Genomic DNA, 12,840 nt, shown 5'->3' with positions numbered 1-12,840 from the left:
GTGACGCGTCGGGTGGGTGCGCGAGGGCACGGATCGCATCACTGTAGGCAGGCCGCCGGCCACCAAGACCGCGATGAACAGCGATTTAGGGCCGCATTCTTCAGCCCAACGAAGCCAGCACCCGATCCACCATCACGCCCGACTGGCCCAGGTAGTTGGCCGGATCCAGCATGGCCTGCAGCGCCGCGCGGTCCACGTGGGCCGCGATCTCGGGGTGGGCGGCCAGCAGGTCCAGCAGCGGCTTTTTCTCGGCGATGGCCTGGCGGCAGAGGTCGTACACCAGGTCGTGCGCGTACTCGCGGCCGATGTACGGGCCCAGGCCCATCATCACCGCCTCGCTCATCACCAGGCCTTCGGTCAGGTCGACGTTGCGGCGCATCGCCGCGGCGTCCACCTGCAGGCCTTCCAGCACGAAGCGGCTCTGCTTGAGCGCACCGGCCATCAGGCAGAAGGCCTCGGGCAGCACGATCCATTCGATTTCCCAGGGGCCGGTGCTGCGCTCATGGTCGGCCACCATCGCGTCCATCAGCGCCGCCGCATGCTGACGCACCACGCTGATGGCGGCATGGATGTAGCAGCTGCTGATGGGGTTGCGCTTTTGCGGCATGGTGCTGCTGCTGCCGCGGCCGTGGTGGTAGGGCTCGTACACCTCGCCCACCTCGGTCTGCATCATCAGCTTGACGTCCATGCTGAGCTTGCCCAGCGTGCCGCCCACCAGGCCCAGGAAGGCGCCCACCTCGGCGATGTTGTCGCGGATGGTGTGCCAGGCGATCAGCGGCTGCTTCAGGCCCAGCTCGGCGCACAGGCCGGCCTGGGTCTCCATCGCGCCTTTGTCCAGCGAGGCCAGCGTGCCCGCGGCACCGGCGAACTCGCCCACCAGCACCCGTTCCTTCAGCTGCGCCAGGCGCTCGCGGTGGCGCTCGATGGCCGACAGCAGCCCGGCCATCTTGTAGCCGAAGGTCACCGGGATGGCTTGTTGCAGGTTGCTGCGGCCGATCATCGGCGTGTCGCGGTGCTCCCGGGCCAGCCGGGCCATGGCCGCGGAGATGGCGGCCAGCTCACTGTCGACGAGGGCCAGCCCCTCACGGATCTGCAGCACGGTGGCGGTGTCGGTGATGTCCTGGGTGGTGGCGCCCCAGTGCACGAACTCGCCCAGCTTGTCGCGGCACAGCTGGTTGACCTGGGTGACCACGCCCAGGATGGGGTAGCCGATGCGCTCGGTCTGCTGGCGCAGCCGCGCCATGTCGATCTGGTCCAGCGTGCAGTGGCTGACGATCTCGTCGGCCGCCTCCTGCGGAATCAGGCCCAGCCGCGCCTGCACCACGGCCAGCGCCCGTTCGATGTCGAGGTATTTCTGCGTGCGGTTCTCGTCGGACCAGACGTGGCGCATCTCGTCGGTGGAAAAGATGCCCTGGAAGATCCTGGAATCGATGATGGAAGCGGCCATGGTGGTGTGTCTCCTCGTTGAAATGGGGACGGGGTCAGCGCCCGGCGCGTGCCAATGTGCGCTGCGCCTGCAGCACCACCGGCCGATCGACCATGCGGCCATCGACGCGGGCCGCACCGGGGCAGGCGGCATCCGCTTCGAGGACCCGTGCAGCCCAGGCCAGTGCCTGCGCACCGGGGGCCATCGCCGCATGCAGCGGCGCCACCTGGTCGGGGTGGATGCACAGCTTGGCGCCGAAACCGCGGCGCAGCGCCCAGGTGGTGTCGGCCTGCAGACGAAGCGCGTCGCCCAGCTGCGGCGTGACGCCGGCCACCGGCGCGGCGCGGCCGGCCAGGCGCGAGGCCAGCACCAGCTGCGCCGCCGCCTGTTCCAGCGGCGCCAGGTCGTCTTCCAGATCCAGGCCCAGGTCGAGCGCGTAGTCCAGCGTGCCGAACACCAGGCGCTGCACGCCCGGCGCGGCAGCCAGCGGCAGCGCCTGCGACACGCCCAGCGCGCTTTCGCACAGCGGCAGCAGCGCGATGCCGGGCAGTGCCTGGTGCAGCGCGGCCAGCGCGGCGGCGTCTTCGGCCTTGGGCAGCATCACCGCCGCCAGCGGCAGTGCGCGCACCAGGCGCAGGTCTTGTTCATGGTCCGGCATGCCGGCGGCATTGATGCGCACCGCGATGCGTGCCGCCTCGGTCGCCGGCAGCGCCAGCACCGCCTCGGCGATGGCCTGGCGCGCCGCGCTTTTGGCCGCATCGGCCACCGCATCTTCCAGATCCAGCACCACCACGTCGGCCCCGCTGGCCAGGGCCTTGCCGAAGCGCGCCGGCCGGTCGCCGGGCACGAACAGGTAGCTGCGCGGCTCCATCAGATGGCCTTCGCTTCGCGCAACGACGCGATGGCCGCGGCGTCCAGGCCCAGCTCGGACAGGATGGCGTCGGTGTGTTCACCCAGCGCGGGCACCGGGTCCATGCGGGGTTCTTCATGCCAGCTGCCGGGCGGCAGCAATGCGGGCAGCGCACCGGCCGGCGAGCCCACCTCGCGCCAGCGGTCGCGGGCCTGCAGCTGCGGATGCGCCCACACCTCGTGCATGGTGTTCACGCGGGCGTTGGCGATCTGCGCAGCTTCCAGCCGCTCGACCACCTGCGGCGCGGTCAGTGGCGAAAAGGCGTCGACGATGATCGCGCGCAGCTCGTCGCGCGCCGCCACGCGCCTGGCGTTGCCCGCAAAGCGCGCGTCCTGCGCCAGCGCCGGCTGCTGCAGCACGGTGTGGCAAAAGCTGGCCCATTCACGCTCGTTCTGCAGGCCGAAGAGCACGCTGCCGCCATCGGCCCCGGTGGGAAACAGGCCGTAGGGGTAGATGGTGGCGTGCGCGGCGCCGGTGCGTGGCGGCGGCGGCGCGCCATCGAAGGCGTAGTACAGCGGGTAGCTGGTCCACTCCGACAACGCTTCCAGCATCGAAATGTCGATGTGGCGGCCGCGGCCGGTGCGGCCCCGCTCCAGCAAGGCCGCCAGTATGTTGGTGTAGGCGTACATGCCGGCCGCGATGTCGGCGATGGATGGGCCAGCCTTGCAAGGCTCTTCGGCGGTGCCGGTGACCGAGACGAAGCCGGCCTCGGCCTGGATCAGCAGGTCGTAGGCCTTCTTGTCGCGGTAGGGGCCGTCGGCGCCGTAGCCCGAAATGTCGCAGACGATGAGCGAGGGCTTTTTGGCCGCCAGTGCCTCGTAGCCCAGGCCCAGCCGCGCCGCGGCGCCGGGGGCCAGGTTCTGCACCAGCACGTCGGCCTGTTCCAGCACCAGGCGCTGCAGCACCTCGGCGGCGCCGGGGTGCTTGACGTCCAGCGTCAGGCTTTCCTTGCTGCGGTTGGTCCACACGAAGTGCGAGGCCAGGCCGCGCACGCGCTGGTCGTAGCCGCGGGCGAAGTCGCCGACGCCCGGCCGTTCGATCTTGATCACGCGGGCGCCTAGGTCGGCAAGCTGGCGGGTGGCGAACGGCGCCGCGATGGCGTGTTCGAGCGTGACGACGGTGAGTCCCTTCAGAGGTTGCATCGGGTGCTCCTGGCGTCTAGCGCAGCGTGGCCACGGCATCCATCGTCAGCCAGCCTTCATGGTCCTGGGCCCACAGCCGCACGGTCTTGCCGTCGGCCGAAGGCGCGCCGTTGACGCGGAAGGGATGGAGGTCGAAGGTGGGCCGCACGGCCTTGAAGCGGAAGCTGGCCACCTCGGCCCCGGGCGCCTGGCGGCGCAGCAGGTCCATCAGCAGCGTGGCGATCAGCGGGCCGTGCACGATCAAGCCCGGGTAGCCCTCCACCTCGGTCACGTACTTGCGGTCGTAGTGGATGCGGTGGCCGTTGAAGGTCAGCGCCGAGTAGCGGAACAGCAGCACGTCGTCGGGCACGATCTCGCGCTGCCAGGGCGCGCCGGTCTCGGCGGCCTGCGGCGGCGGGGGTGCATCGCCCGGCTGCTGGGCCGCGCGGTAGACGATGTCGTGGTGCTCGACGATGACCGGCGCCGACTCGCCATGGCGGCGCACCTCGTGCCGCACGGTGACGAACACCAGCGTGCCGGTGCGGCCGTGCTTGACCTGCACGTCCTCGATGGTGGAGGTGCGCTCGATCTCGTCGCCCACGCGCAGCGGCGCATGGAACTGGAAACGCCCACCCGCCCACATGCGCCTCGGCAGCGGCACCGGCGGCAGAAAGCCGCCGCGCCTGGCATGGCCGTCGGCGCCGATTTCCGACTGGCGGTGGCGCGGCAGGAAGTACAGCCAGTGCCACAGTGGCGGCAAGGGCGTGCCGGCTGGGGCCTCTGCGGCTGGATGGTCCAGCGTCGCGGACAAGGCCAGCACGGGCGTGGCGCCCACCTGGTCACGCAGGGTTTCGCTGCGGCCGATCCAGGCGGCCAAGGCGGCGGCGTCCACCGTTTCGGTGTGGGGGGTGCTCATGCGGCGCCTCAGAAGTTGTGGCGCAGGCCGAGCTCGGTACCGGTGGAGCGCTTACCCGCGGCCAGGCCGGCGGCGCCGCCCGGAATGGCCAGCGCGCTGGCGCCGTCGTTGTCGATGCGGGCCACCGTGGCGTACACCGCAGTGCGCTTGGACAACGGGTGCACATAGCCGGCGGCCAGCTGGCGGCTGCCGTTGGCGCCGATGTCGGTGCGGCCCACGCGGCCGGAGAAATCGGCCTTCAGGTACGAGAACTTCACTTCGCCCACACCCACGGGCACCCAGGCGCCCAGCAGCCAGTTGGTCTGCCTGGCATCGGCCTGGTCGAAGCGGCGCCAGGCCAGCGAGACACGCGCCACGCCGGCATCCCAGCCGCCGCCGAGGGTGGTGTCCTTGAAGGCGCCAGCCGCCTCGGTGCGGTCGTTTTCGCTGCGGGTGTGGGCCGCGCCCAGGTTGAAGCCACCGCCCGCCCAGCCGGCACGCAGGCCCATCACCTTGGCCTGGCCCGAAGCGGCGGTGCCGCCTTCACCGGCGGCCACCAGCACGCCCCCTTCGAAGCCGCCCAGGCCGGCCGGCGCGATCCACTGCACTGCATTGCTGGAGCGCACCACGGTGTTGGCCGCGGTGCCGAAGGTGTTGCGGATGGGGCCGTTGGGCGTTGCCGAGATCAGGTTGGTGGACCCACCGACGCCCACGTAGCTGAACGGGTCGTGGCGGCTCCAGGCGACGTAGCTGGGCACGAAGTCGCGGCCGGCGCGCAGCTCACCCAGCGTGCGGCTGGCCAGGCTCACGGTGGCGCGGCGGTCCCAAAACTGCGTGCTCTGCACCGCTTCGCCGCTGTCCAGGCGGATGCCGTGCTCCAGGTGGAAGCCGGCCGACAGGCCATCCCCCAGGTCCTCGGTGCCGCGGAAGATCAGGCGGCTGGTGTTGTTGCTGCCGCTGACCAGCGACTTGACGCTGCCGCGGTCCTGGTTGGAGACGACGCGCACCGCCGCATCGGCAATGCCGCTGACGGTGACGTTGGACTGGGCCTGGGCGGCGGTGCCGGCCACCAGCGCGGCGGCGGCCAGGGCGACGGGGTGCGGATGCTTCATGCGGTCTCCTTGTTGTGTATGGGTATGGGCAGGCGGACGGGTCAGTCGGCGGTCAGGCGGGCGCGCTGCACCACGCTCTTCCACTTGTCCAGCTCGGTCTTGACCAGCGCGCCGAAGGCCTCGGGCGTGCTGGTCTCCACGTCGGCGCCGTGGTCCTCCAGCCGCTTGACGATCTCGGGATCGGCCAGCACCTGGTTCAGCGCGCGGTTGAGCTTCTCGATCACCGGCTTGGGCGTCTTGGCCGGCGCGAAGAAGCCGTACCACTGCTGCACCTCGACGCCATCGACGCCGGCCTCCTTCAGCGTGGGCACGTCGGGCAGCAGGTGCGAGCGCTTGGGGCCGGCCACGGCCAGCGCCTTCAGCTTGCCGGCCTTGACGTGTGGCAGCGCGGTGAAGAGGCTGGGGAACATGAACTGCGTCTGGCCGCCGATGGTGTCGCTGACCGCGGGCGCCGCGCCCTTGTAGGGCACGCCCAGCATCTCGACGCCGGCATTGAGCTTGAACAGCTCGGCCGCGAAGTGCGGCGCCGTGCCGTTGCCGGCCGAGGCATAGGTGTAGCTGTCGGGCTTGGCCTTGAGCTGGGCCACCAGGTCCTTGACGTCCTTCACCTTGGTGTTGGCGTTGGCCACCATCAGCGTGGGCGAATAGCCCACCAGGCCGATGGGCTCGAAGTTGGCCACCGGGTCGTAGCGCAGCTTCTGCAGCGCGGGGTTCATCGCATGGGTGGCGATGTAGCCCAGCATCAGCGTGTGGCCATCGGGCGCGGCGCGGGCCACGAACTCGCTGGCGATGGAGCCGTTGGCGCCGGCCCGGTTGTCGATGATGATGGTCTGGCCCAGCAGCGGTCCCAGCTTCTGCGCGATGGTGCGGGCCATCGCGTCGTTGCCGCCACCGGCGGCCGTGGGCACGACGATGGTGATCGTCTTGGTGGGATAGGTCTGCGCCACGGCGGGCACGGCGGCGCCGATGAGGGCGGCGGCGGCCAGGGCGGCGGGGGCCAGGATCTTCTTCATGGGCTTGTCTCCTTCTGTGGATGTGGGGAACACGTAGTCGGGCAGCTCCAGCTGCCCCTGCAAGATCTTTCGGGCGGTGCGCACCAGGGCGGCGCGGCGGATCACGGCGTCGTTGCCCTCGCCTTCCACCGCCACCTCGATGTCGATGCGGCCCTGCGGATGCAGCACCGCGATCTGGCGCACGCCTGCCACCCCTTTGCGGCCGCTGGCCACGGTGCCGGGCAGCGCCAAGGCGGTGGCCACGCCGATGGCGCCGGTGACGGCATGCGAGGCATGGCAGCGGCGCGGCGTGAAGTAGCGCGAGGTGATGCTGTCGGGGCTGTCGCCTTCGCTGGCGATCACCGGCTTGGGAATCACGCTCTGCGAAACGTCGCCCAGGCCCATGGCCTCGCCGGCGGCGCGGCGCAGCTTTTCCAGGCGCAACAGCAGCGTGGCGTTGCCGTCCAGCTCGGCCGGCGTCTCGCCACCGGCCAGGCCCAGGTCGGCCGCCCGCACGATGACCAGCGGCATCGCCGCGTCGATGCAGGTGACGTCCACGCCGTCGATGCGGTCGATGCGGCGGCCGGTGGGAAACAACGATCCGGTGACGGCGCCCCAGGCGTCCAGGAAATTGAGGCGGATCGGCGCCGCGGTACCGGCCACGCCGTCGATGCGGGTGTCACCCGCGTACACCACCCGGCGGCCGGGGGTCAGCACCGTCACGTCGATACGCGAGCGGGTGTTGACGTTGAACACCCGCACGGTGGTCTCGCCGTCCCGGGCCTGCACCAGGCCCTGCTCGATGGCGAAGGGCGCGACGCCCGAGAGCATGTTGCCGCAGTTGGGCCGCGTGTCCACCGAGCGCTGGCCCACGCCCACCTGGGCGAACAGGTAGTCGACGTCGCAGCCCGGCTCCTGGGAGCGCGAAACGATGGCGACCTTGCTGGTGAGGGTGCTGCCGCCGCCCACGCCGTCGACCTGCAGCGGATCGCTGGCGCCGATGGCGCCGATCAGCACTTCGTCGCGCTCACGCTCGTCGGCCGGCAGCCATTCACGCAGGAAAAACGGGCCGCGGGAAGTGCCGGCCCGCATCAGCACACAAGGGATGGTTCGTTGCATGGCCGCGATGCTCGGCCTTTGCCATCATTCTTTGAATTGCATCTTTCTGATCGATTGATGCATGCGGCGCAATGAAATAGGACGCGCCTTCGGTTCGTGCCGTATGTCACGGATCGACCGGCCAGATGCAGATTCGGGCCCTGGCGGCACGAAATCGTCACCGCGGCGTTTAAGTGCCGCCGGCCGACCGCCGCCTTGTGATGGCAAGGGCGGCACAGCGCTGCCCACCCCCCGAAACGGAGTCGCCACCATGCTGAGCCTGCACACCAATTCCGCCGCCCTGTCGACCACCAGCGCCGTGACCAACACGCAGCGCGGCCTGTCCACCTCGCTGACCCGCCTGGGCACCGGCTATCGCATCAACAGCGCGATGGACGACGCCGCCGGCCTGCAGATCGCCACCCGCCTGGACGCCCAGACCCGCGGCATGAGCGTGGCCATGCGCAACACGCAAAACGGCATCTCCATGATGCAGACGGCCGAAGGCGCCTTCGACGAAGTCACCAACATCCTGCTGCGCATGAAGGACCTGGCCACCGAAGCCTCCAACGGCTCGGCCACCGCCGACGACAAGACCGCCATGCAGGCCGAGTACGACGCCCTGGGCTCGGAACTCAAGAACATCGTCTCCAACACCTCCTTCGGTGGCGAGAAGCTGTTCGGCACCGGCACCAGCACGGCCTCCATGTCGGTCAGCAAGTTCTCGGCGACCGGCGGCGTGACCTTCCAGATCGGCGCAGCCAGCAGCGAAACCATGCTGGTCAACATCTCGACCGCCGCCAACAGCCTGACGGCCGACTCCGGCTCGCTCGGCCTGATCAGCTCCACCTACGACTCGACGGCAGGCGCCGGCAGCGTGGGCACCGAGCTGACCAGCTCGCCCAACGCCACCATCGCCCTGATCGACACCGCCATCAAGGACGTCTCGACCGTCCGCTCGGCCCTGGGCGCTGCGTCCAACCGCCTGGACCACGTCTACAACAACCTGTCGAACATGAGCACCAACACCGCTGCCGCCAAGAGCCGCATCACCGATGTGGACTACGCCAGCGAAACCGCCAACATGACCAGCAAGCAGCTGCTGCTGCAGGCCGGCACCTCGATGCTCAAGCAATCGTCCAGCATGAGCCAGCTCGCCCTGTCGCTGCTGAACTGATGACCGTGAGAGGCGACAACGCCGCCTGATCGACCAGCCAGCCCCCACCGGGCTGGCTTTTTTGTTGCCCGGCCATGGCCCAACGCATCTCCGCCATCTCGCCCGTCGCCCGCGTGCCGGCCACCTGGCCCAGCGCCCGCGAGGCCGGGCAGCCCGCCACGCCGGCCAGCCCGGCGCCGGTGGCGGCGCGGCCGCCCTCCGGCGGCACGCTGGGCGATTCGACGCTGGGCGCACTGCCCTCGATGCGGCCCGGGCTGCCGCCCGGCTTGCTGGCGGCGGCGACCGACCCTCAAGGCCGCCAGGGCGGCCACCCCGGCCAGGCCCCCGGCGCCGGCAACGGCGAGACCCTGCCAGCGCCCTTGCAGGCCACACAACTGCCCGGTGAAGCCCAACTGCTGCGCGCCGGCAGCAACCCGGCCGCACCGCTGGCAGCCGCCTGGCGGGCCCTGGTGCTCAGCGGCCACCGGCTGCCGGCCGAGCCGGGGCCCGGCGCACCGGCCAGCCTGGGTCTGGCGCTGGAGCTGGGCCTGGCCGCCGCGGCGCAAGCCGCCGGCCGCGCCGCCCGGGGCACGCCCGCGGTGGGCGGCGATGGCCGCGCCTCCGAGCCGCCCGGCGCGCCGGCGGTGCCACGGACTGCGCCCGCTGCCGGCATGGCCGCGCTGGCCCGGCCCGCCGGCACCCCGGCCTGGAGCGGCGAGCCGGCGCTGCCGGCTTGGGCCACCGCCGAATTTCCTTCGCTGGCCCTGCTGCCGCTGGCGGCCTCGCAGTCCATGGTGCCGCCGCCGACGGCCGAGCCACGGCTGCCGGCGCTGCCCACCATGGGCCCCGACAAGCTGGGCTTTTTGCTGCACGCCTGGAATGGCCAACCCGTGGCCATGCGCCTGGTGGAAGCGGAGCCCGAAGACCCGCCTCCGCCTCCGCCTCCGCCGCCGCCGGTGCGCGGCGTGCCGGCCATGCGGCTGGCGCTGGACATGCCGATGCTCGGCCGGCTGGTGGTGCAGCTGCAGCTGGCCCCGGGCGGCGTGTGGATGGCGATGGCGGTGGAGCAGGAGGCCGCCCTGCCCTGCATCCAGGCCGCGCTGCCCGAATTCACCGTGGCGCTGGCCCAGGCCGGCCTGCGCCTGCTGCGTTGGCGGCTGGAACGCGGCGCCGGCCATGGCGCTGCCTTCGCCACCCCGCCGCTGATGCTGCCGCCCGGCCCCGCGGCGCTGGCGCCCGCCCTGTTCCGCGCCGCCGCCGAGGTGGTGCTGGTGCTGCAGCAGGTGGACGCGCTGGTGGCCGCCGACGGATGGCCCGACGCCGAAGACGGCTGAACCCTATCGATATTCAATTCTCAACAGTATGATGCGCGCCGCCATGCGCATGCTGTTGTCCCGTCCGCTGTTGTCGCGCACCCTGCTGTGGGCCTTGTTGCTGAACATGGCCCTGGGCATGGTCGCGCACCAGGCCCTGCATCGGCATGCTGGCTCCGCCACCCCGCGTGGGGTGATGGCGATGGAAGCGCTGCGCAGCGCCGCCGCTGAACCAGCGAACGGTGCGCGGCAGCCCACGCCGGCGGAGGCTCCCGACCCGACCGCCGACGACCTGTGCCTGGGCTGCCACGCCCTCAGCCAGCTCGCCGCGGCAGCCGCGCCCCCGCCCACACCGGCCCACCTGCTGCCGCTGGCCGCGCCCCAGGCCCCACCGGCGCCACCGCGCGACACGGTGCTGCCCAGCCCGGGCCGCTGGCGCTTCGCTTCGCGCGATCCGCCCGCCTGGGGCTGATACCCCGCCTCCGCCCACCCTGCACCGCCGCCGCCCGCAGGCACCCGACTCATGTCGGGCAGCCGGCCAGCGCGTGGCCGTGCGCCTGCGGCCCGCCCTTCCTCTGTCATCGATCCGCCCGGCCTCCACCACCACCGGGCGGGTCCTGTTGATTGCATCCCATGCCTCGCCTGATCTCCGCCGGCCATCGCCGGTCTGCCCCCCGTTCCCTGGTCGCCACCTTCCCCTGCCGACCCCATCCCCTGGTGTTGGCGCTGGCCGGCCTGGCCGCGCCAGCCCTGGCCCAGACCCCCGCCGAACCCGCCCAGGCGGTGGAAGTGGTGGGCCGCACCCAGTCGGGCGCTTACCACGCGGCCGAAGCCGCCGGCGCCAAGAGCGACCTGTCGCTGCGCGAGCTGCCGCAGTCGGTGCGCGTGGTCACCCGCCAGGCCATCGACGACCTGGGCGCCACCAAGCTGGACGACGTGCTGGACTACGTGGGCGGTGTCTCGCGCCAGAACAACTTCGGCGGCCTGTGGGACAACATCGCCATCCGCGGCCTGCCCGGCAACGAGAACACCGGCATGGCCACGCTGCTCAACGGCTTCTCGTCCAACCGCGGCTTCAACGCGCCGCGCGACCTGGCCGGCGTGGAGCGCATCGAGTTCCTCAAGGGCACGGCCGCCGCGCTGTACGGCAGCAGCGAGCCCGGCGGCACGCTGAACATCGTGTCCAAGCAGCCGCTGTGGCGCAGCGGCCATTCGCTCGAAGGCTATGTCGGCAGCTATGGCCTCAAGCGCACCGCGCTCGACAGTACCGGCCCGCTGGGCGAGCGCTTCGCCTATCGCCTGAACCTCGCGCTGGAAGACCGCGACAGCTTCCGTGACCACGTCAGCGCCAGGCGGCAGGTGCTGGCGCCGGCCTTCACCTGGCGCCTGTCGGCGGACACCACGCTGGACTACGTGGGCGAACTGCTGCGCCACCAGACGCCGCTGGACCGCGGCGTGGTGGCGGTGGACAACCGGCTGGGCGCCATCCCGGTCAGCCGCTTCCTGGGCGAGCCGGCCGATGGTGACGTGACGGTGGCCAACCAGACCCACCAGTTCATCCTCACCCACCACTGGAACGACGACTGGCGCAGCCGCGTGGGCCTGTCGGCCCGCCGCACCACGCTGGACGGTTTCTCCACCGAGGCCACTGCGCTGCGCGCCGACGGCACGCTGACCCGCCAGCGCCGCTACCGCGACTACGAGTCCGAGGACGTGGCGCTGCAGGCCGAGCTGCAAGGCAAGCTGCGCACCGGCACGGTGGCGCATGAGCTGCTGGTGGGCCTGGAGACCTTCCGCTTCCGCATGGACAGCGTGATGCTGCGCATCAACCCCAGCAGCACCGCGCCCTACGCCATCAACATCTACGACCCGGTGTACGGCCAGGCCCAGCCCACGCCGGTGGCCAACACCAGCACGCTGGAACGCCAGCGCAACACCGCGCTCTATATGCAAGACGCGATCACGCTGGCACCGGCCTGGCGCCTGGTGGCCGGCCTGCGCATGGACCGCTACGACCAGTCGCTGGACAACCGGCGCACTGGGGTCACCACCGATCAGCAGCCCAACGCCACCTCGCCGCGCATCGGCCTGAGCTGGCTGGCCACGCCGCAATGGACGGTGTATGCCAATGCAGGCCGCTCCTTCCGGCCCAACACCGGCAGTGACGTGGGTGCCAACAGCTTCAGCCCCGAGCGCGGCAAGGCGCTGGAACTGGGCGCCAAGTGGGAAAGCGCCGACCGCCGGCTGGGCGCCACGGCGGCGCTGTTCCACATCGAGAAGAACAACGTGCTCACCGCCGACCCGGCCAATGCCGGCTTCTCGGTGGCCGCGGGCCAGATCCGCAGCCGCGGCGCGGAGTTCGACCTGGCGGGCCAGGTCAGCAGCCACTGGCGCGTGAATGCCAGCCTGGTGGTCAACGACGTGGAGATCACGCGCGACAACACGCTGGAAGTGGGCGGGCGGCTGCTCAACGTGCCCAAGGTCAACGGCAGCCTGCTGGCGGTGTGGGAAGACACGCTGGCCAGCGGCCAGCGCTACGGCATCGGCGGCGGCGTCACCCACATGGGCAAGCGCCTGGGCCAGGCCCGCACCCAGGCCGAGGCCAATGCCGGCACGCCCGCGTTCGAACTGCCCGCCTATACCACCGCCAAGCTCACCGGCTACTGGCGCATCACGCCCACGCTGCGGCTGACGCTGGACGTGGACAACCTCTTCGACCGCGACTACTACACCAGCTCCTACAGCCGCGTGTGGGTGACGCCGGGTACGCCGCGCAACTTCACGCTGGGCCTGCAGGCCCGGTTCTGAGGACCTTCA

Annotated in this window: 10 protein-coding genes; 4 read left to right on the top strand and 6 right to left on the bottom strand. The window is 71.2% G+C overall.

The genetic code is table 11. From position 1 onward, the window contains the following. Nucleotides 1–100: 100 nt before the first annotated feature. From MW290_RS10340 to MW290_RS10315, 6 genes are read right to left on the bottom strand one after another with little or no spacing between them, the layout of a single operon-like run. On the bottom strand, nucleotides 101–1,447 hold the full coding sequence (locus tag MW290_RS10340) for a class-II fumarase/aspartase family protein (RefSeq protein WP_250194580.1): 1,347 nt from the start codon (nucleotides 1,445–1,447) through the stop codon (nucleotides 101–103). Between the two features lie 34 nt (nucleotides 1,448–1,481). Next, the gene (locus MW290_RS10335; RefSeq protein WP_250194579.1) at nucleotides 1,482–2,297 is read right to left on the bottom strand and encodes an HpcH/HpaI aldolase/citrate lyase family protein; all 816 of its coding nucleotides are present in this window, start codon (nucleotides 2,295–2,297) and stop codon (nucleotides 1,482–1,484) included. Next, on the bottom strand, nucleotides 2,297–3,478 hold the full coding sequence (locus MW290_RS10330) for a CaiB/BaiF CoA transferase family protein (protein ID WP_250194578.1): 1,182 nt from the start codon (nucleotides 3,476–3,478) through the stop codon (nucleotides 2,297–2,299). Before MW290_RS10330 ends, MW290_RS10335 begins: the two co-directional genes overlap by 1 nt. 16 nt (nucleotides 3,479–3,494) lie before the next feature. Next, complete coding sequence (locus MW290_RS10325) at nucleotides 3,495–4,373, bottom strand: HTD2 family dehydratase (protein ID WP_250194577.1); 879 nt, start codon at nucleotides 4,371–4,373, stop codon at nucleotides 3,495–3,497. An 8-nt stretch (nucleotides 4,374–4,381) separates the two neighbouring features. Further along, complete coding sequence (locus MW290_RS10320) at nucleotides 4,382–5,464, bottom strand: porin (protein WP_250194576.1); 1,083 nt, start codon at nucleotides 5,462–5,464, stop codon at nucleotides 4,382–4,384. 41 nt (nucleotides 5,465–5,505) lie between these two features. Further along, nucleotides 5,506–7,575 (bottom strand): 4-oxalomesaconate tautomerase, encoded by a 2,070-nt coding sequence (locus MW290_RS10315; RefSeq protein ID WP_250194575.1) that lies wholly within the window; start codon nucleotides 7,573–7,575, stop codon nucleotides 5,506–5,508. A gap of 250 nt (nucleotides 7,576–7,825) precedes the next feature. On the opposite strand from MW290_RS10315, the gene MW290_RS10310 reads away from it, so the two are divergent. The 4 genes from MW290_RS10310 (at nucleotide 7,826) to MW290_RS10295 (ending at nucleotide 12,831) form a co-directional block, all read left to right on the top strand. Next, nucleotides 7,826–8,731 carry a flagellin N-terminal helical domain-containing protein gene (locus tag MW290_RS10310; protein ID WP_250194574.1) on the top strand — a complete coding sequence of 302 codons (906 nt, stop codon included), beginning with the start codon at nucleotides 7,826–7,828 and terminating at the stop codon, nucleotides 8,729–8,731. 74 nt (nucleotides 8,732–8,805) lie between these two features. Beyond that, the gene (gene fliK, locus MW290_RS10305) at nucleotides 8,806–10,044 is read left to right on the top strand and encodes a flagellar hook-length control protein FliK (protein WP_250194573.1); all 1,239 of its coding nucleotides are present in this window, start codon (nucleotides 8,806–8,808) and stop codon (nucleotides 10,042–10,044) included. Nucleotides 10,045–10,093: 49 nt separating this feature from the next. After that, the gene (locus tag MW290_RS10300; RefSeq protein ID WP_250194572.1) at nucleotides 10,094–10,495 is read left to right on the top strand and encodes a hypothetical protein; all 402 of its coding nucleotides are present in this window, start codon (nucleotides 10,094–10,096) and stop codon (nucleotides 10,493–10,495) included. A 161-nt stretch (nucleotides 10,496–10,656) separates the two neighbouring features. After that, complete coding sequence (locus MW290_RS10295; protein ID WP_375142741.1) at nucleotides 10,657–12,831, top strand: TonB-dependent siderophore receptor; 2,175 nt, start codon at nucleotides 10,657–10,659, stop codon at nucleotides 12,829–12,831. Nucleotides 12,832–12,840: the final 9 nt, after the last annotated feature.

Source organism: Aquincola tertiaricarbonis (genome assembly GCF_023573145.1).
Classification (GTDB): Bacteria; Pseudomonadota; Gammaproteobacteria; order Burkholderiales; family Burkholderiaceae_C; genus Aquincola; species Aquincola tertiaricarbonis_B.
The sequence above is the reverse complement of the archived record's forward strand: the minus strand, read 5'-3'. Positions and strand labels throughout refer to the sequence as shown.

Coding starts and splice junctions, on each gene's coding strand:
- MW290_RS10340 (WP_250194580.1), bottom strand. CDS start 1,447: ATGGCCGCTTCCATCATCGATTCCAGGATCTTCCAGGGCATCTTTTCC.
- MW290_RS10335 (WP_250194579.1), bottom strand. CDS start 2,297: ATGGAGCCGCGCAGCTACCTGTTCGTGCCCGGCGACCGGCCGGCGCGC.
- MW290_RS10330 (WP_250194578.1), bottom strand. CDS start 3,478: ATGCAACCTCTGAAGGGACTCACCGTCGTCACGCTCGAACACGCCATC.
- MW290_RS10325 (WP_250194577.1), bottom strand. CDS start 4,373: ATGAGCACCCCCCACACCGAAACGGTGGACGCCGCCGCCTTGGCCGCC.
- MW290_RS10320 (WP_250194576.1), bottom strand. CDS start 5,464: ATGAAGCATCCGCACCCCGTCGCCCTGGCCGCCGCCGCGCTGGTGGCC.
- MW290_RS10315 (WP_250194575.1), bottom strand. CDS start 7,575: ATGCAACGAACCATCCCTTGTGTGCTGATGCGGGCCGGCACTTCCCGC.
- MW290_RS10310 (WP_250194574.1), top strand. CDS start 7,826: ATGCTGAGCCTGCACACCAATTCCGCCGCCCTGTCGACCACCAGCGCC.
- fliK (WP_250194573.1), top strand. CDS start 8,806: ATGGCCCAACGCATCTCCGCCATCTCGCCCGTCGCCCGCGTGCCGGCC.
- MW290_RS10300 (WP_250194572.1), top strand. CDS start 10,094: ATGCTGTTGTCCCGTCCGCTGTTGTCGCGCACCCTGCTGTGGGCCTTG.
- MW290_RS10295 (WP_375142741.1), top strand. CDS start 10,657: ATGCCTCGCCTGATCTCCGCCGGCCATCGCCGGTCTGCCCCCCGTTCC.